At 63.6% G+C, this 17,812-nt stretch carries 12 protein-coding genes; 5 read left to right on the forward strand and 7 right to left on the reverse strand.

Annotated features, from left to right (window positions below):
• The first annotated feature begins 119 nt into the window (after window positions 1–119).
• Window positions 120–2,354, forward strand: coding sequence for a catalase/peroxidase HPI (katG, locus tag E5554_RS07485; RefSeq protein WP_136186416.1), 2,235 nt, complete (start codon window positions 120–122; stop codon window positions 2,352–2,354).
• 104 nt (window positions 2,355–2,458) lie between these two features.
• Here katG and E5554_RS07490 read toward each other — a convergent pair whose 3' ends face one another.
• Entirely contained in the window at window positions 2,459–3,400 is a 942-nt protein-coding gene (locus E5554_RS07490; protein WP_136186417.1) for a hypothetical protein, read from the reverse strand.
• Window positions 3,401–3,526: 126 nt separating this feature from the next.
• Window positions 3,527–5,677, reverse strand: a complete 2,151-nt coding sequence (locus E5554_RS07495) for a TonB-dependent siderophore receptor (protein ID WP_136186418.1) — start codon at window positions 5,675–5,677, stop codon at window positions 3,527–3,529.
• 657 nt (window positions 5,678–6,334) lie between these two features.
• Here E5554_RS07495 and E5554_RS07500 point away from each other — a divergent pair.
• Window positions 6,335–7,210 carry an OmpA family protein gene (locus E5554_RS07500; RefSeq protein ID WP_026109112.1) on the forward strand — a complete coding sequence of 292 codons (876 nt, stop codon included), beginning with the start codon at window positions 6,335–6,337 and terminating at the stop codon, window positions 7,208–7,210.
• A gap of 198 nt (window positions 7,211–7,408) precedes the next feature.
• Window positions 7,409–9,277, forward strand: a complete 1,869-nt coding sequence (locus tag E5554_RS07505) for an ABC-F family ATP-binding cassette domain-containing protein (RefSeq protein ID WP_136186419.1) — start codon at window positions 7,409–7,411, stop codon at window positions 9,275–9,277.
• Window positions 9,278–9,349: 72 nt separating this feature from the next.
• On the opposite strand, the gene E5554_RS07510 is transcribed toward E5554_RS07505, so the two are convergent.
• The 4 genes from E5554_RS07510 to E5554_RS07525 form a co-directional block, all read right to left on the reverse strand.
• Window positions 9,350–10,444 carry an AI-2E family transporter gene (locus E5554_RS07510; RefSeq protein ID WP_037506225.1) on the reverse strand — a complete coding sequence of 365 codons (1,095 nt, stop codon included), beginning with the start codon at window positions 10,442–10,444 and terminating at the stop codon, window positions 9,350–9,352.
• Window positions 10,445–10,493: 49 nt separating this feature from the next.
• Window positions 10,494–11,729, reverse strand: a complete 1,236-nt coding sequence (locus tag E5554_RS07515; RefSeq protein WP_136186420.1) for a YceI family protein — start codon at window positions 11,727–11,729, stop codon at window positions 10,494–10,496.
• A 103-nt stretch (window positions 11,730–11,832) separates the two neighbouring features.
• Window positions 11,833–13,173, reverse strand: coding sequence for an ectonucleotide pyrophosphatase/phosphodiesterase (locus tag E5554_RS07520; RefSeq protein WP_136186421.1), 1,341 nt, complete (start codon window positions 13,171–13,173; stop codon window positions 11,833–11,835).
• A 1-nt stretch (window position 13,174) separates the two neighbouring features.
• Window positions 13,175–15,445: a TonB-dependent receptor gene (locus E5554_RS07525; RefSeq protein WP_136186422.1), complete on the reverse strand. Its 2,271-nt coding sequence runs from the start codon at window positions 15,443–15,445 to the stop codon at window positions 13,175–13,177.
• A gap of 219 nt (window positions 15,446–15,664) precedes the next feature.
• On the opposite strand from E5554_RS07525, the gene E5554_RS07530 reads away from it, so the two are divergent.
• Window positions 15,665–16,105 carry a thioesterase family protein gene (locus E5554_RS07530; protein ID WP_004210293.1) on the forward strand — a complete coding sequence of 147 codons (441 nt, stop codon included), beginning with the start codon at window positions 15,665–15,667 and terminating at the stop codon, window positions 16,103–16,105.
• 22 nt (window positions 16,106–16,127) lie between these two features.
• Here the strand turns inward: E5554_RS07530 and E5554_RS07535 are convergent, their stop codons facing one another.
• Entirely contained in the window at window positions 16,128–16,514 is a 387-nt protein-coding gene (locus E5554_RS07535; protein WP_125985648.1) for a DUF983 domain-containing protein, read from the reverse strand.
• Window positions 16,515–16,607: 93 nt separating this feature from the next.
• On the opposite strand from E5554_RS07535, the gene pabB reads away from it, so the two are divergent.
• The gene (gene pabB / locus E5554_RS07540) at window positions 16,608–17,786 is read left to right on the forward strand and encodes an aminodeoxychorismate synthase component I (RefSeq protein ID WP_136186423.1); all 1,179 of its coding nucleotides are present in this window, start codon (window positions 16,608–16,610) and stop codon (window positions 17,784–17,786) included.
• The last annotated feature ends 26 nt before the right edge of the window (window positions 17,787–17,812 follow it).

The raw sequence follows: 17,812 nt of genomic DNA on the forward strand, positions 1-17,812 counted from the left end.
ACCCTCTCTCATAGGAAAATCCGATCACTGTGACGGAATCGATTCGTTTCGATCCGCCGCCGCACAGGACTACCCCTTTTCGCGCCTTGAACAGGCAGAACAGGACAGGGGAGAGAAACATGTCCACGACCCGCATTTCCACATTCGCTCTGGCGTGCGCGCTGCTCGCCAGCCCGGCGCTCGCCGCCGATCCCAAGCCCGCCGCTGCCGCGCCCGCCGTCACCGAAAAGCCCGGCGGCATGACCAACAAGGACTGGTGGCCCAACCGCCTCGACCTCACCGCGCTGCGTCAGCATGAGGCGACCCGCGCCAATCCCTATGGCGCCGACTATGATTATGTGAAGGAATTCAACAGCCTAGACCTGGAAGCGGTCAAGGCCGACATCCGCAAGGTGCTGACCACGTCGCAGCCCTGGTGGCCGGCGGACTATGGCCATTATGGCCCCTTCTTCATCCGCATGGCCTGGCACAGCGCCGGCACCTATCGCGTCGGTGACGGCCGAGGCGGCTCGGATGGCGGCGAACAGCGCTTCGATCCGCTCAACAGCTGGCCCGACAATGTCAGCCTCGACAAGGCCCGCCGCCTGGTCTGGCCGATCAAGCAGAAATATGGCCGCAAATTGAGCTGGGGCGACCTGATGGTCCTGTCCGGCAATGTCGCGCTGGAAGATATGGGCTTCAAGACCGTGGGCTTTGCCGGTGGCCGCATCGACGCCTGGCAGCCGGACGTCGTTTATTGGGGCCCGGAAACCAAGATGATGGGCACCGAGCGCTCCAATCCGGACGGTTCGCTCAAGCGTTCGCTCGCCGCGACCACCATGGGCCTCATCTATGTGAACCCCGAAGGCCCCGGCGCCAATCATGATCCCAAGGGCGCCGCCGCCGACATTCGCCGTGCTTTCGGCAATATGGCGATGGATGACGAGGAAACGCTGGCGCTGATCGCGGGTGGCCACACCTTCGGCAAGGCGCATGGCGCCAAGAAGCCGGAGGAATGCCTGGGTGCGGAACCCGCCGCCGCCGGCGTTGAGGATCAGGGCTTCGGCTGGAAGAACAAGTGCGGCAAGGGCAATGCCGAGGATACGCTGACCTCGGGCCTGGAAGGCGCCTGGTCCGCCACGCCGACCCAGTTCACCACCCAATATATCGATAATCTGCTGAACTTCGACTGGGTCAAGACCAAGAGCCCGGCCGGCGCGACCCAGTGGATCCCGACCGATCCCGCCACCGCCAATATGGTTCCCGACGCGCATGTGAAGGACAAGCGGCACGCGCCGATCATGTTCACCACCGACATCGCGCTCAAGGAAGATCCCGGTTTCCGCAAGGTGCTGGAAAGCTGGCAGAAGGATCCTGAGCTGTTCAGCAAGGCCTTCGCCCGCGCCTGGTTCAAGCTGACCCATCGCGATCTTGGCCCGCAGGCGCGCTATCTCGGCAAGGACATTCCGTCCGAAACCTATAGCTGGCAGGATCCGCTGCCCAAGGCGAGCTTCGCCCCCGTCAGCGCCGCCGATCAGGCCAAGCTGAAGGCGGCCGTACTGGCATCCGGCCTGACCGGGCCGGAACTGGTGCGCACCGCCTGGGCTTCGGCCGCGACCTTCCGCAGCACCGACATGCGCGGCGGCGCCAATGGCGCGCGCTTGCGGCTCGACCCGCAGCGAGGCTGGGCGGTCAACGACCCGGCGGAGCTGAACAAGGTGCTGGCCAAGCTGACCGCGATCCAGAAGGATTTCGCCAAGTCCGGCAATCAGGTGTCGATGGCCGACCTCATCGTCCTGGGCGGTAACGCCGCGGTCGAGCAGGCGGCGCAGAAGGGCGGCTACAGCATCACGGTGCCGTTCACGCCCGGCCGCGTCGACGCCGCGCAGGCTCAGACCGATGTCGCCTCCTTCGCCTATCTGGAGCCCAAGGCGGACGGCTTCCGCAACTGGTACGGCCCCAGGGCGGAGGTCAGCCCGGCCGACGCGCTGGTGGACAAGGCCGATGCCCTCGACCTCACCGTGCCGGAAATGACCGTGCTGGTCGGCGGCATGCGGGCGCTCGGCGCCAATAGCGGCGGATCGAAGAATGGCGTGCTGACCACCCGTCCGGGCACGCTCAGCAACGACTTCTTCGTCAACCTGCTGACGATGGATACGGTGTGGAGCAAGTCGGCGACGCCGGGCCTCTATGACGGCAAGGACCGCGCCAGCGGCGCGGCGAAGTGGACGGCGACCCCGGTCGACCTGATCTTCGGTTCCAATTCCGAACTGCGCGCCGTCGCCGAAGTCTATGCCGAGGACGACGCAAAGGAGAAGTTCGTCACCGACTTCGCCGCCGCCTGGACCAAGGTCATGAACGCGGACCGCTTCTGAAAATAAGCAACCCGGCGGCGCACGGCGTCGCCGGGTTCCTTGTAACCCGATTGGTCGAGGCGGGGTGATTTTAAATAAGAAAACGCCGCATTATCGTGTCTTGATCATTGCGGATTTTTAGCTGCTTCGGTGATGAAAACGATCTTGCTTGCCGCAAGAAGAAGTGCGTAGGCGGCAATGTAGGCAGGGACGTCTTTTGGTGTTGCACCTTGGCCATGAGACGCATCGTTGTCTCTGATTTTTGGCAATCCACTCTGTAATGTGGCGAGTAATTGATCGAAGCTGTTATCGAGATAGTCTGGCCATAGATTGTTTGTACGGGCCACTCTGACGAGGTCTGAGATTCGGGCGCCTTTGTTGTACGACCATCCCCTTTTTTCAAAGATTGCCTTAAAGGTGCTCTCTAGCGCATTTGCAGCCATGCTAACTGCCTGGCGATGCTCGCCAGCACGATAATGTCGATGAGCGACAAGGAACTCCTGTCTCGGCCCTTCGAAACCGCTTTCCGAAAGTAAAGCCAGAGCGGGCTTGACGACTTCTGCATGCACGAATTGGCTGTCTACGCGTATGAGGCGATTGTCTTCAATCTGATAGCCGACGGCTGCTTGTCGAAGCCGATAGTTCAACTCATCAATTGAATCGTCACCAGACGCAGAGACGCTCCACTGTTGGCGTTGGTAAGCTCGCTGTGGTTCCGCCACGATTCGAATGCCTGTTGCAATCAGTTCCAGAAGATCGAGCCAATCAGCCGTCGAACAATTGCGCATGAAAGTAAGGAGGCGTTCGCCAGCGAATGAACCGTGGGCTACTCGGTCCAGTCCCTTTTCTCGAAGGAATATTCGTTCAATCTGGACCCACCAGTCATTTTCCACGTCGGGCCGGATCATTCGGTCGCCTGAAGCGCCTACAAGACCGATACCCTCAATCGCGATCTGATGCACTTGGACGCGAAGGTTGGAAGGAATGTCGTCATACTGATAGACATCAGTTTGACCGGATAAAGCTGCGTTCGCTTGACGTTTGGAAAATAACTCGAAAATTGACATGGGAGCCCCTATTCTAAGGGGTAATATAAATATCTCGAGGCAATATTCCAAATCAAACTGGCGCTTCTCCAGTTCGCACCCCCAAACAAAAAGGGCGCCCTGGTCTCCCACGGCGCCCTTCTTTTATCAGAACTTGTAGTTCGCGCTGATCGTGAAATTGCGCGGGGCGCCGTAGCGATATTGGCTGAACGAACCGGCCTGGCTGTAATATTTCTTGTCGAACAGATTTTCGACATTGGCCTGGAGCTGCAGCTGCTCGGTCACGGCATAGCGCGCCATCAGGCTGACCAGAGTATAGCCGTCCTGCTGGAAGCGGAAGGGCACGGCCGGCGTGGTGCCGGGGATGGTGCCGTCCGAATAGGCCTTGCTGCGATAATTGACGCCGCCACCGACGGTCAGGCCGGTCAGCACGCCCGGCAGGTCATAGGTGGTGAAGATCTTGAGCAGCTTGCGCGGCTGCGCGGTGTTCACGTCATTGCCGTCCGGATCCTCGATCTTGAACTGGCTGTAGCTGGCATTGACGTTCCAGCCCGGCAGCGGCTGGCCGGTGGCTTCCAGTTCGAAGCCCTTGCTCGTCACGCCCTCGACCGCGCGATAGGGCTGGAAGGTCTGGCCGTTCAGGATGATTTCCGGGCCGTCCATCTCGCCGACATTATCCTGCTCGATGCGGAACAGCGCGATCGAGGTCTGCAGCGCATCGCCGAAGAAGCTGCTCTTGAGGCCGATTTCATAGGCGGCGCCGTTCAGCGGATCGAGCAGGCGCTGTTCGCGGTCATACAGGTTCTGCGGCTGGAAGATCTTGGTATAGCTGGCATAGACGCGATGGTTCGACGTGATGTCGTACAATGCGCCGACATAGGGGATGAACACATTGTCGTCGCCATAGTCGCTCGGCCCGCTCCAGGCGAAGCCGCGCTGGTTCCAGCTGGCGATACGGCCGCCCAGGATGACCTTGAACGGATCGGCCACGTTCAGGCGGAACGCGCCATAATAGCCGGTCTGCTCGATCCGTTCCTGTTCGTTGCGCACCGCGTCGGTGCCCCAGACCGGCTCGGGATAGGGCACGCCTTCCTGGCCGATCACCGGCACGTCCGTCAGCCAGGGTGAGGGCGCCACATAATTGTCGGTGTGCCGCTTCAACACGCTGTGCAGCGCGCCCAGCACGACCTCATGATCGCGGCCGAACAGCGCCACCTGGCCCTTCAGCTGGGCGTCGATGCTGTTCTGGATGCTTTCACCCTTGGACTTGTAGGGGTTGGTGCCGTCCATCGTGCCGGTCGCCTTGTCGACGCCGCCATAGAGATACAGAAGCTGCGTATCGCCGGTGGTCTTGAGCCGGTTGTAATTGGCGGTCAGGTTCCAGCGATCGCCAAATTCCTGGCGCACCGTGGCATAGATATTCTGGTTGGTGGTGTTCCAATAGGTCCAGTCCGCCGCCGTGGTCTGCGACCAGGGCAGGTCGGTCAGCGTGCCGTCGGTGTAGAAGGTGGGCAGCGCGCCCCAGGTCGCGCCCTTGGGCTTGCTGTCCTGGTGGCTCATGCCGACGCGGACCAGCGTGCTATCGGTGACGTCGGCCTCGACCACGCCATAGAGGACCCACTTCTTGCGGTCCTGGATGTCGATGAAATAGTCGCCCTTTTCATAGCGACCGACCAGCCGGGCGCGGATGCGGCCATCGGCGGTCAGCGCGCCGCCAATGTCGGCCGACAGGCGCCAGGTGTTCCAGCTGCCGATGCTGGCATTGACATAGCCGGTCAGGTCGGTGGCGTCGGCATGCTTGCGCACCAGGTTGACCGACGCGGACGGATCGCCCGCGCCCGACAGCAGGCCGGTTGCGCCGCGCACGACCTCGATCCGTTCATAAATGGAGACGTCGATGCTGGTCTCGCCATTGCCACCGGCCAGCGTCCAGGCCGCGGGCACGCCGTCGACCTGGGTGTTGCGGATCTCGAAGCCGCGCGCGTAGAAGCTGTTGCGCACGTCATCGACTTCGTTGGCGGATACGCCCACCGCATTGGTGATGACATCCTTCACGCTGATCAGATTCTGGTCGAGGATACGCTGCGCGGTCATGATGCTGACCGACTGCGGGGTTTCCTGCACCGTCAGGCCCAGGCCCGTCGCGGTGTCGATCTTGTCGGGCAGCGTATAGGTGCCGGTGACGACGATCTGGTCGTCGCGATTCTCATCGGCCGGTGCGGCATTGGTCTGCGCGGCGGCGGGAAGGGCGACGACGCATAGGGCGACGCCGGCAAGCCAGTGATATTTGGACAGCATGAAGACCCCTGTTTTCTGGTAGGAAATTGGGCGTCGTCCTAAGCGGTATTGCGAGGCGATCGCAACAATAATGCGAATGCGTCGCAATGCTATTTTGCGCATAATATGCGAATATTTCCGTCTGTGACCATATTGCCACAGATCCCGCCGTCGACCGGCGGGTGATGCGCGTTGCGGCTGCGGCCGGTCGAGGCGTCCATCGGCCTGCTTCCGCACGCCCACGCAGACCGGATCGTCAAATAATGTTTCAAGTCAATGGCATGAAAGCGCAAAAATAGAAATTCGGAATTTGTTCCACGCGGACGCTGATTTTTGTTTCACAACAAGAGGGGTCTTCATCGCGAAGTGTGATGGAAATCTATAGCTGTTCTGACTCAAGTGGATCGCGTTAACACTTTCGGTCTTTGTCTTCGTTTCGTCGCATCATCCACTCATCTGGCCTGCGCAACACGGCCGGAACACGGGCTGTTCATGCAGCAGAAAGCCGGACACGAACAGGCAATGTGTCTGGCGCATCCCACGGCGCCAAGACGTCAAAATTTATGAAGGTCAGAAGAAGGGGGTTCTGACGGCCGGAAACGCCACCAGGCGGCCGCCGTCGGACGACAAGCTGCAATGCTGCAGGCCCGACCGATCGAGAAGTGAAGGAGCAGCGTGATGCCTATCATGTCCAAAAACCAAAAATATCTTGTGATGCTTGCCCTGCTGGCCGGGGCCGCCCCGGCCGCCGTCGTGGCGCAGGACCAGGCCCAGGACGCGCCGCCGGCCGATGTGTCGGCCAGCGTCGCCATGCCGGCCGCCGAACTGACGGAGGGGCCCGAGATCAAGGGCATCATCTCCGCGCGCAGCGGCGACCGGATGCAGGTGACCGCCGCCGACGGCAGCAAGAGCGTCATCACCATCAATGACGATACCAAGATCAGCGCCAGCAAGGGGCTGTTCGGCCTTGGCCGCGACCATCTGGCCGCGACGTCGCTGCTGAACGGTCTGCCGGTGACGGTGAAGACCCTGCAGGCCGGCGAAGGGCTGCTTGCCAGCAAGATCGCCCTGCAGAACAAGGATCTCAAGACCGCGTCGATGATCAATAACGGCACCGCCCAGCGCTTCGACGAACAGACCGCCGCGACCGAGGCTTTGCGCGGCCGCATGGGCGAGATCGACCAGTATAATGTGAAGGGCACGACCAACGTCAATTTCGACACCGGCAAGGCGGTGCTGTCGGATCAGGCGAAGAATGACCTCTGCGCTGCGGCAACCTCGGCCAATGGCATGAGCAACGCGCTGCTGCTGGTCGTGGGCTATACCGACTCCACCGGTGGCGAGGAGCTGAATCAGGAACTCAGCGAAAAGCGTGCCTCGCGCGTGGTCAATTATCTGCAGCAGGCGTGCGGCTGGAAGCCCTATCGCATGCTGACCCCCACCGGCATGGCCGAGGCCGATCCGGTGGCCAGCAACGACACGATCGAGGGCAAGGCGCAGAATCGCCGCGTCGCGGTCAATATCCTTGTCAGCAAGGCCGTCGACGGCCTCTGACACCTGCGGGGTGGGCCCTTGCCCACCCCCATTTTTGCGCGTCGATCGCGCGACTTCGCAAAAATCTCCTATTGCGAAGTCCCGGCTGCGGACCGGCAGCGGCGCAAATACGTCCTCTGCGACACTATATATTTTGCAGCTTTCGCAAGCGCGCCAAGCCGCTTCACCCCCCGCCGAAGCTCTGCTACAGGCGCGGCCATGCTTAACTTGAACGGTATCACCGTGCGCCTGGGCGGCCGCACCATCCTCGACCGCGCCGGCGCCGCGCTGCCGCCGCGCAGCCGCGTCGGCCTCATCGGCCGCAACGGCGCGGGCAAGTCGACCCTGATGAAGGTGATGATCGGCCAGCTCGACCCGGACGAGGGCAGCTGCGACATGCCGCGCGACACCCGTCTGGGCTATATCGCGCAGGAAGCCCCCTCGGGCACCGCGACCCCGTTCGACACCGTGCTCGCCGCCGACAAGGAACGCGCCGAACTGATGGCGGAGGCGGAGCATACCGAAGATCCCGATCGGCTCGGCCATATCTATGAGCGGCTGACCACGATCGACGCCTATACCGCGCCCGCGCGCGCCGCCCGCATCCTCGTCGGCCTCGGTTTCGACGAGGAAATGCAGGGCCGCCCGCTCGACAGCTATTCGGGCGGCTGGAAGATGCGCGTTGCCTTGGCGGCGTTGCTCTTCTCCAACCCGGATCTGCTGCTGCTCGACGAACCGTCGAACCATCTCGATCTCGAAGCGACCTTGTGGCTGGAGAATTTCCTCAAGGCCTATCGCGGCACCGTGGTCATCATCAGCCATGAGCGCGACCTGCTCAACAATGTGGTCGACTATATCCTGCATCTCGAAGGCGGGAAGGTGACCCTCTATCCCGGCGGTTATGACGCGTTCGAGCGCCAGCGCGCCGAGCGCCTGGCCCAGCAGGAGGCGGCACGCGCCAAGCAGCAGGCCGAGCGCGAGAAATTGCAGGATTATGTCGCCCGCAACTCCGCCCGCGCCTCGACCGCCAAGCAGGCCCAGTCGCGCGCCAAGGCGCTGGCCAAGATGCAGCCCATTGCCGCTGCGATCGAAGATCCCAGCCTGCATTTCGGTTTCCCCAGCCCAGCCGAACTGCGCCCGCCGCTCATCACCATGGACATGGCCTCGGTCGGCTATGACGACACGCCGATCCTGCGCCGCGTCAATCTGCGCATCGATCCCGACGATCGCCTCGCGCTGCTCGGCCGCAACGGCAACGGCAAGACCACGCTGGCCCGCCTGATCGCCGCACAGCTGGCGCCGATGGAAGGCGCCATCAACAGCTCGGCCAAGATGAATGTCGGTTATTTCACCCAATATCAGGTGGAGGAGCTGGACGTCACCGACACGCCGCTGGAGCATATGACCCGCGTCATGAAGGGGGCGACGCCCGGTGCGGTGCGTGCCCAGCTTGGCCGTTTCGGCTTTTCCGGCGAGCGCGCGACGCAGAAGGTCGGCTCCATGTCGGGTGGCGAGCGCGCGCGTCTGGCGCTGGCGCTCATCACCCGCGATGCGCCGCACCTGCTGATCCTCGACGAACCGACCAACCATCTGGACGTCGACAGCCGTGAGGCGCTGGTGCAGGCGCTCAACGAATATTCGGGTGCCGTCGTCATCGTCAGCCACGATCGCCACATGATCGAACTGGTCGCCGACCGGCTGGTGCTGGTCGACAATGGCACGGCCCAGCCGTTCGACGGGTCGCTCGACGATTATACCGACATCATCCTGCGCAAGGCGGACGGTAATCCATCGGGCGGCGACGCACCCAAGACCGATCGCAAGGCGGACAAGAAGGCTGCCGCCGAATGGCGCGAGAAGCAGAAGACGCTCAAGAATGCCGTCAACAAGGCCGAGCGCGAGATGTCCACGCTGATTGCCGAGCGCAAGCGCATCGACGCCATACTGTCCGATCCCAAGAGCGCAACCGGGGCCGAGGCGAAGATGACCACCAGCGAACTGATGGTGAAGCGCGCTGCGGTCGAGAAGAAGCTCGAAGCGGCCGAGGAAGTCTGGATGGAAGCCGGCGCCGCGCTCGAAGCGGGCTGATTCTCCGGCTTTAGACCCTGATTCACGCCATCGGTGAAAGCGCGGAGCGCTTCCACCTCAGACGATCAGGGTCTAGAATGTCAGCGGTGGCGCACCCGCTTCGTTGGAGCGGGTGCGGATCACGATCTGCCAGGTGGCGATGAACAGGGCGGCGATCACCGGCCCGATAACGATGCCGTTGAAACCGAACAATTGCAGCCCGCCGAGCGTGGTGATCAGCACGACATAGTCGGGGATGCGGGTGTCGCGGCCGACCAGGATCGGGCGCAGCAGATTGTCGACCATGCCGATCACGAACATGCCGCAGAATATGAGGATCAGCCCCTTCCAGATCGCGCCGGTCGCCAGCAGATAGATCGCCACCGGCGCCCAGATGAGGCCGGTGCCAACGGCCGGCAGCAGCGAGAAGAAGCCCATCATCACGCCCCACAGCAGCGCGCCGGAAATGCCCAGTGCGCCGAACACCAGTCCGCCGATCAGCCCCTGCAGGATGGCGACGACGATGCTGCCCTTGATGGTGGCGCGGATGACGATGACGAATTGCCGCATCAGCGCGCGGCGATGCAGCACCCGCAGCGGCGCGGCCCGGTCCAGCTTGCGGGCGAGGTCGAGCCCGTCGCGCAGCAGGAAGAAGGTAAGATAGAGCATCACTGTCAGCGCGATGATGAAGCTGAAGGCACCCTGGCCGATCAGGAAGGCCTGGGCCGCGACGGTGCGGAAACTGGCGGTCAGGCCGTCGGTCAGCAGCCGCTGGACCGCCGCGAAATTGGATATGCCCAGCCGTCGCAGGCCGATCGACGCCCAATCCGGCAGCGCCGCCTGGAACTGCGCGAACATGTGGGGAATGTTGATCTTCCCCACATTGATCTGGGCGTAGAGCGCGGTCGCTTCCTGCACCAGCGCGATCGACAGGATGATGGCCGGCACGATCACGATGGCGATGATCAGCAACAGCGTCAGCAGCGCGGCACTGTTGCGATGGCCGGGGATCAGCTTGAGCAGCCCCTGGTTCACCGGGATGAATAGGATGGCGACGATCACGCCCCAGAGGATCGCCCCGAAGAAGGGCTCGACCACCAGCGCGAAGGCGATGGAAACCAGCACCACCAGGGCGACGAACACCCCATCCTCAATCTGCGTTCGGCGATGCCGGCTCTGTCGTTCCATGTCCGCTTCTTGGCAGAAACCGTTACGTTAATCCATGCATCGCATGGCCTTATTGCGCCTTGGCGTCAAAGCTGAAGGTCACCATCACTTTGGGATCGAGACCAGTGCTGCTGTCGCCATTGCCCACGCCAAAGGGCAGGCGGGCGACGCTGGCCGATCCGCTGACCTTGCGGCTTGTGCCGCTGCCCGACAGGGTGAAGCGGATCGCCTGCGGCTTGGCCACGCCCTTCAGCGTCAGCGTGCCATGGGCGCGATAGGCGTTGGCGCCGGTCTTTTCCGCACCCTTGGCGACGAAGGTCGCGGTCGGGTGGGCGGCGCTGCCAAAGAATTCGTCGCCGGGCAGCATGCCGTCCTTGTATGCGTCGCCGACGCTGGCCGATGCCATGTCGATCGTTACCTTGATGTCGGCGCTTTCGGGATGGTCGGGGTCCATCACGATCTTCGCGGTCCATTTGGAGAAGCTGCCGCTGATCGTCTCGCCGCTGTTGCCGACCGAAAAGCCGATCTTGCCGCCGGGTTGTACGGCCCATGCGGGGGGCGGGCCGGCGGGTTCCTCGGCGACGGCGGCGGTCTCGTTCGCAGCCGGGGCGGCGGCATTGTCGCTCGCATTGCTGGCGGCTTCGACGGCATTGTCTTCGACCGGCGCCTCGACCGCATTGGCGTCGGGGGCAGCGGGCGCTTCAGGCACTGCACCCGGCAGGATCGCCCGGCCCAGCAGGAATCCGATGAGGATCAGCGCGGGCAGGCCGATCAGCAAGGCGGTCGAGCGGCCCGGCACCATCCGCCAGATCAGCCCGTCGCGCATCAGCACATGATGGCGCAGCGCGCCTGCGACATGCAGCGCCACCAGCGCAATGCCGATCCAGGCGAGCAGGCTATGACCGCCTTCGGCCAGGCCATGGCTTGCCATCGGCAGCGGCAAATGGGGCAGGGGAATGACGCCGAAGAACAGCGTCGGCACCTTGACCTTGGCGGTCGAGACCAGCGCCCAGCCGGTCAGCGGCGCGCCCAGCATGAAGGCATAGAGGCCGACATGGACGCCAGACGCCAACGCTCCCTGCCAGCCGCCCTCCAGCTTGGCCGGGCGCGGCTTCCACCAGCGCACGCCGATCCGCAGCAGCGTCAGCAGCAGCACGGTGATGCCGATCGACTTGTGCAACTGGAACAGCGCAAAGCCGCGCGCGCCCAGACTGCCCAGCGCCCAGCCGACGGCGATCTGGAAGGCGAGCAGGGCGGCGATCGCCCAGTGCAAGATGATGGCGGCCAGGCTGTAACGCTGCGGCATATGGACTACCCCGAAAATGACCCTGTTGGATTGGGCGCAAAATTATGTCGCGGGGGTAATGAAGTCCATCGTCGCAGCCGGAAACGATCCGTTGCCGGGTGGATCAGCGCAGATCGATCGGCGCCGCCTCCGCGTCGGGCAGGCTGGCGCCCATCGCCTTGGCCAGGGTGGGCGCGATCGCGCGCATGTCGATCAGGCCCAGATCCTTGCCCGGCTTCACCCCCGGTCCCATCGCCATGAAGGTGGCGCGCAGATTGGCCGGGCCGGGGAAATAGCCGTGCATGCCCTTGACCGGCGTCGGCGCGACCAGCGGCGCATTGGCACCGCGGAAGATGTCGGTGACGAAGCCGGGCTTGAGGTTGATCGTGAAGCTGGCCTGCGCATTGCCGCCGAGCTTGACCATCTCCGCCCGGCCGACGATGCGGTCGATGCCGTTGGCGGGGTTGGCGGCCAGCCTGTCGAGCAGGCCCTTCACCTTGTCGGCCAGCATCTGGTCATCGGGGCGGGCAAGCATGATCGCGGCCGATCCGCCGCCGATCCAGGGCATGGCCTGCCAGGATGCGACCTTGCCGTCCGCGCCGAGGGTGATGAGGCCGGCGTCGATGAAGGGGCGGAACAGGTTTAGGCCGCTATGTGTCGCCTCGAACCCATGGTCGCTGACCAGCGCGATCAGCGCGTCGGGATGGGCCTTGCGCTCGGCCGCGATCAGGTCGCCGACGATCGCGTCAATCTTTTCCAGCACGGCCTTGGCGGCTGGTGTGTCGGGACCGCTGCCATGCTGCTCATGGTCGAGTGCGGTGAGGTAGACGGTCAGGAAGTCGGGCTGGTGCGCGGCGATCAGGGCGGTGGCGAACCGGCCCCTGTTCTGGTCGCCGGACAGGCTTTCATCGATCCCCATGGCATAGGGCTGGCCGACCTCCCGTTCCAGCTCCGCCTTCAGGCCCGGCGTCGCCAGCGCATCAAGCAATTGCGCGTCGTCAGCATGGCCGGTGCGCCAGATTTGCGGCAGGTTCCAGCGGACGCCCCTGGCGGCGACGCTGACCGGCCAGTGGACATTGCCGGTGGACAGCCCGGCTTTTGCGGCTGCATCCCACAGCATCGGCACCTTCACATCCTGCGCATACCAATACCAGCCGCCCTGGTTGATCTGCATCGGGTCGAAGCTGTTGTTGTTGACGATGCCATGTTTGCCCGGCGACACGCCGGTCATCAGCGTGGTGTGGCTGGGATAGGTCAGCGTCGGCAGCACGCCGGTGACGCCCGATGCATGGGCGCCATCGGTCAGGAACCGGCGCAGATTGGGCAAGGCAAGGCCGCGCTTGTCCGCCTCCAGCACGTCGCCGGGGCGCAGCCCGTCGATCGAGATCAGCAGCACCGGCTCGGCCAGCGCCGGGAGCGGCGTGAGGGCGAGCAGGGCGGAGGCAAGCAGCGCGGCCTTGTTCATCTCAGAACCCCGCCTTGAGGGTGACGAAGAATTGCTGCGGCGCGCCGATCAGCAGCGTCTGCGCGTCGCCGCTATTGCCAAAGCCGCCCGATCCGATCGTGCTGATATATTTCTTGTCGAACAGGTTGCTGGCGTTGAGCTGCACTTCGATCTGGTCGGTGACGCGATAACCGATCGAGGCGTCCACGATTACCCGGCCATCGACCGACGCATCGTTGGTGTAGCTGTAATAGCGCTTCGACATATAGTTGGCGCCGATCCGGCCGAACAGCGGCCCCTGGTCATAATTGAGTTCGCCGCGCAGCATATGCTTGGGGCTGTCGACCACGGTCTTGCCCTTGATCGCGGCAACCAGCGTGCCGTCCGAGCTGTTGAGCACATCGTCGCGATAGGTGGCGTCGGTGTAGCTGTAGCTGGCATAGAGGCCGAAGCCCTGGCCCAGCTTCAGGTCGCCCGCCGCCTCGATGCCGACGGCGCGGACATTGCCGACATTCTGCAGCGCGGAGGCCAGGCCCAGGATCGGGCTGCCGACCTGCACCGCCAGCAGGCGGTTGCGGAAGTTGACCAGATAGGCGCCCAGCGTGCCGTTGAAGCGCGACGTGTTGTAGCGCAGGCCTAGTTCGTACGTGTCCGAGCTTTCCGGTTTCAGGTCGTCGCGGATCTGGTCGAAGCCGGCCTGGTTGGTGGAGAAGGGGCCGGTGGTGGTGGCGCTGGCAAAGGCCTTGGTCACCTGGGTGAAGCCACCGAAGATTTCCGCCTCGGGGCTCAGTTCGACGGCGAAGCCGGCATGGGGCTGGAACCAGTCCTCGGCCTTGATCTTGCCCTCGGGGAAGCTGCTCGACACGACCGCCTCGGCCTCGTTGGTGACCTTGAAGCCCTTCCAGCCCAGGTTGATCGTCAGCATGCCCAAGTCGATCTTGTCGCGGACATAATATTGGATCGTGTCGGTGGTGAAATCGAACTCCCACTGGGTCGCGAACGGGTTCTTGGGATAGTCGCGGAAGGAGAGGCCCGCCTCGGTGCGGCTCTTGAACGCATAGAAGCGGCGGGCCTGGTTGAACTTGTTATTCTCGTACCAGGCGCCCGCTTCCAGCGTCTGGACGCCGATCGTCGCATCGACGCTGCCGAACGCGCCGATCCGGTCCATGTCATATTCGGTGGTGCGGATCGACAGCGGCGAACCGCCGGTGGGGCTGGGGACCGAGGGCGTCGCCCACAGGCCCATGCCGCTATTATTGTGGTAATAGCCCTTGATCTTGAAATTGGCATGATCGCCCAGCGGCGTGCTGTAGCCGATCGCGCCCAGCCAGTCCTCGCGCAGACCGGCGGCATCATAATAGGCGTCCCAGACCGACGTCACATTGTCGGGATAGACGGTGCCGGCGGCGGCGTTGCTGACCGGCGCGCCGGTTTCGCCGCGATTATTGCCGATGTCGGCATAGAGGACCGCCTTGGCATAGTCGGGCGAGGTATTGTCCCATTTCCAGCCCAGGCGGTTGATCATGTCCATCGACATGTCCTGATAATCCTGCTCGCGGCGGTCCGAATAGCTCAGCCAGCCATCCAGCTTGCCATCGCCGACCGGGATCACGACCTTGGCATTGACCATATGCTGGTCCTGCGTGCCCTGGCCCTTCCACTTGTCGGTCGAGCCGTATGCATAAGAGACATAGCCGCGAATGCCGTCGGCGCTGCCCATGTTCAGCCGGGCGAAGGCGCGCCAGGTCTCGTCGCTGCCATAGGTGAGGTTGCCCTGTGCGCCCAGCGCATCGGCCGGATCCATCGAGAAGGTCTCGACCGTGCCGCCCAGATTGCCGGTCGACTGGGTGCCCAGCGAGCCCGAACCCTGCGACACGCGGACGGTGCCGATATTCTCGCTGCTGATGGCGCGGGTGATGTGCAGGCCGTTATGATTGCCATAGCTCATGTCTCCCAGCGGAATGCCGTCGAAGGTGAAGCCAAGCTGGTTCTGGTTGAAGCTGCGGATGCTGACGCGCTGCGACCATTCATAGCTGCCGAACGGATCGGACGACTGGAAATTGACGCTGGGCAGCTTCTCGATGGCTTTGAGCGCATTGGTGCCGGGCGTCAGGGTGACGAGGTCGCGGGTGGTGATTTCCTGGACCTGGCGGGTTTCGCCCCGGCCAAAGACGATGATGCCGGCGCTGTCCGCATCGGCCGCGGCATCGGCGGCGGGCGCCATGTCCTGGGCAAAGGCGGGTGCGGCGATGCAGGCGGTCGAAGCGAGCAGCAGGCTGAGTGCGTGGCGCATGGTGAAATCCCCCAATCATGTGTGATTGGCGGGCGCTCTAGGCGGGGCATGTTGCACTGCAATGTGACTATCGCGACGCTGCGGCGTCAGTTTCGTGACAATATCGTTATGATTTTGTCTGTGTCATAAAGGTCGCAGTCGCGGCATTTTCGCCGCGAACATTGCATCGCAAGATCGCTGGGCTAAGAGCGAAAAAAACAATTTCAAGGAAAGCAGGACATGGCCAAACCCGAATCCTGGCGGTTCAGTCCCGACGCATATCGCTTCATCACGAGCATCGATACGCGTTTCCAGGATCTCGATACCATGGGCCACATCAACAATGTGGCGATTTCCGGTATCTTCGAAACGGCCCGTATCCGCTTTCATCACCATATGGGCCGCCACCCGCAGGAACAGGGCGTGCGCTGGCTGGTGGCCAATGTGAACCTCAACTTCATCGAGGAATCGCATTTCCCCTATCCGTTCGAGGTCCATTGCGCGATCGGCCATATCGGCCGCACCAGCTGGACGATCAGCTCGGCCGGCTTCCAGAAGGGCGTGTGCGTCGCCACCTGCGACACCACCGTCGTCACCCATGGCGCCGAAGGCCGTCGCTCGATCGACGACACGCTGCGCGAAGCGATGGAACTCAACTTCATCCGCAAGCCGGCTGAATAAGGCTCGGATTGCCGGCGCGCCGTCAGGCGAAGCCGTGCATCCGGCGCGACCATTGAAAGGCCAGCACCGCCCCCTTGGCGGGCTGGATCATCGCCAGCCCCAATATCGCCGCCAGCGTCGGCCATAGCACCGCCTGCCAGCCCAATGGGATGGCCAGCGCGGCATTGACCTCGATCATCAGCGGCACCAGCAGATGGCCGAGCAGCAGGATGACGATATAAGCCGGGAAATCATCGGCCTGATGACCGTCCCAGCGCTGGCCGCAATGGCTGCACGCCGACACCGGTTTCAGGAAGCGCGCGAACAGCCTGCCCTCGCCACAGGCCGGGCAGCGGCTGCGCAGGCCCAGCAGCAAGGCCGGTTTGAACGGACGCGGTTCGCTGGTCGGGGCAGGGGGCTGGTCGGACATGCCCCCTGTCTAGGCCAGCTTTGCCCCGCCGGGCAATCATGGCGCCACCTGCATCGCTCTTTCGTGCGCGCCAAAGCCTGTTAAGAGGGCGCCATGCGCCTGCCTGGTCCCACCGAAGCCTTTGCCCTGTTCGACGATGCGCGCGTCCAGGGGGCAGCGCCCGCGCGGCTGTATCGCGATCCGGTGTCGGTCATCGCCGCCTGGCGGATGGAGGAGGTGCAGCCCGCGCTCGACCGCATCGCCGAAGCGCGCGAAGCCGGCCTGCATGCCGCCGGCTATATCAGCTATGAAGCCGGGCTGGCGCTGGAGGAACGGCTGGCGCCGATCGCGCACCGCCCGCCCAAGGGCGGGCCGCAAGCCATGCCCTTGCTCTGGTTCGGCCTGTTCGAGGGCTGTCGCTTCATCCCGGCCGATGGCGTCGCGGACCTGCTGCCCGATCCTGCGGCGGTCAGCGTCGATGCGCCCTGGCCGCTCGTCAGCGAAGCCGACTATCGCGCGCAGTTCGACCAGGTGCAGGAACTGATCCGTGCCGGCGACATCTATCAGGTCAATCTGACCTTCCCGTGCGAATTGCGCTTCGCCGGCGATCCGATGGCGCTCTACGCGGCGCTGCGTCCGCGCGCGCAGGCCGGCTATGGCGGCGTCATCAATATCGGCGGGCATCAGATATTGTCCTTTTCGCCCGAACTCTTCTTCACCCAGGTGCGCGGGCAACTCACCGCGCGGCCGATGAAGGGCACCGCCGTGCGCGATCATGATCCGGAACGGGATGCCGCCCTGGCGGCCGAGCTGGCGCGCGATGCCAAGCAGCGCGCCGAAAATCTGATGATCGTCGACCTGTTGCGCAATGATCTGTCGCGGGTGGCACGGGCCGGGTCGGTCACGGTCCCCGACCTGTTCAAGGTCGAAACCTATCCGACCGTCCATCAGATGGTCTCGACCATTCGCGGCCGGGTGCTGCCGGGGCTGGCGCCGGTCGACGTGCTGCGGGTGCTTTTCCCCTGCGGATCGATCACCGGCGCGCCCAAGGTGCGGGCGATGGAGATCATCGATATGGTCGAGCCTTTCGCCCGCGGCGTCTACACTGGCGCCATGGGCTGGATGGATCCTGCGGGGGACGCGGCTTTCAATGTTGCCATTCGCACCATTTGCGTCGAAGAAGGAAGCGGTATCGGTCGCCTGGGCCTGGGTTCCGGCATCGTTGCGGATTCGGATGCGTCGGCCGAATGGGCGGAATGCCTGGCCAAGGGGCGCTTCCTGTCGCTGGGATGAAAGATGATTGCAGTGGGGCGTGAATA

The organism is Sphingobium sp. PAMC28499, assembly GCF_004795815.1.
In the GTDB taxonomy this organism is placed as follows: domain Bacteria; phylum Pseudomonadota; class Alphaproteobacteria; order Sphingomonadales; family Sphingomonadaceae; genus Sphingobium; species Sphingobium yanoikuyae.

Excerpts from the sequence above, each read along its gene's own strand:
- katG (WP_136186416.1), top strand. The coding sequence starts at position 120 with ATGTCCACGACCCGCATTTCCACATTCGCTCTGGCGTGCGCGCTGCTC.
- E5554_RS07490 (WP_136186417.1), bottom strand. The coding sequence starts at position 3,400 with ATGTCAATTTTCGAGTTATTTTCCAAACGTCAAGCGAACGCAGCTTTA.
- E5554_RS07495 (WP_136186418.1), bottom strand. The coding sequence starts at position 5,677 with ATGCTGTCCAAATATCACTGGCTTGCCGGCGTCGCCCTATGCGTCGTC.
- E5554_RS07500 (WP_026109112.1), top strand. The coding sequence starts at position 6,335 with ATGCCTATCATGTCCAAAAACCAAAAATATCTTGTGATGCTTGCCCTG.
- E5554_RS07505 (WP_136186419.1), top strand. The coding sequence starts at position 7,409 with ATGCTTAACTTGAACGGTATCACCGTGCGCCTGGGCGGCCGCACCATC.
- E5554_RS07510 (WP_037506225.1), bottom strand. The coding sequence starts at position 10,444 with ATGGAACGACAGAGCCGGCATCGCCGAACGCAGATTGAGGATGGGGTG.
- E5554_RS07515 (WP_136186420.1), bottom strand. The coding sequence starts at position 11,729 with ATGCCGCAGCGTTACAGCCTGGCCGCCATCATCTTGCACTGGGCGATC.
- E5554_RS07520 (WP_136186421.1), bottom strand. The coding sequence starts at position 13,173 with ATGAACAAGGCCGCGCTGCTTGCCTCCGCCCTGCTCGCCCTCACGCCG.
- E5554_RS07525 (WP_136186422.1), bottom strand. The coding sequence starts at position 15,445 with ATGCGCCACGCACTCAGCCTGCTGCTCGCTTCGACCGCCTGCATCGCC.
- E5554_RS07530 (WP_004210293.1), top strand. The coding sequence starts at position 15,665 with ATGGCCAAACCCGAATCCTGGCGGTTCAGTCCCGACGCATATCGCTTC.
- E5554_RS07535 (WP_125985648.1), bottom strand. The coding sequence starts at position 16,514 with ATGTCCGACCAGCCCCCTGCCCCGACCAGCGAACCGCGTCCGTTCAAA.
- pabB (WP_136186423.1), top strand. The coding sequence starts at position 16,608 with ATGCGCCTGCCTGGTCCCACCGAAGCCTTTGCCCTGTTCGACGATGCG.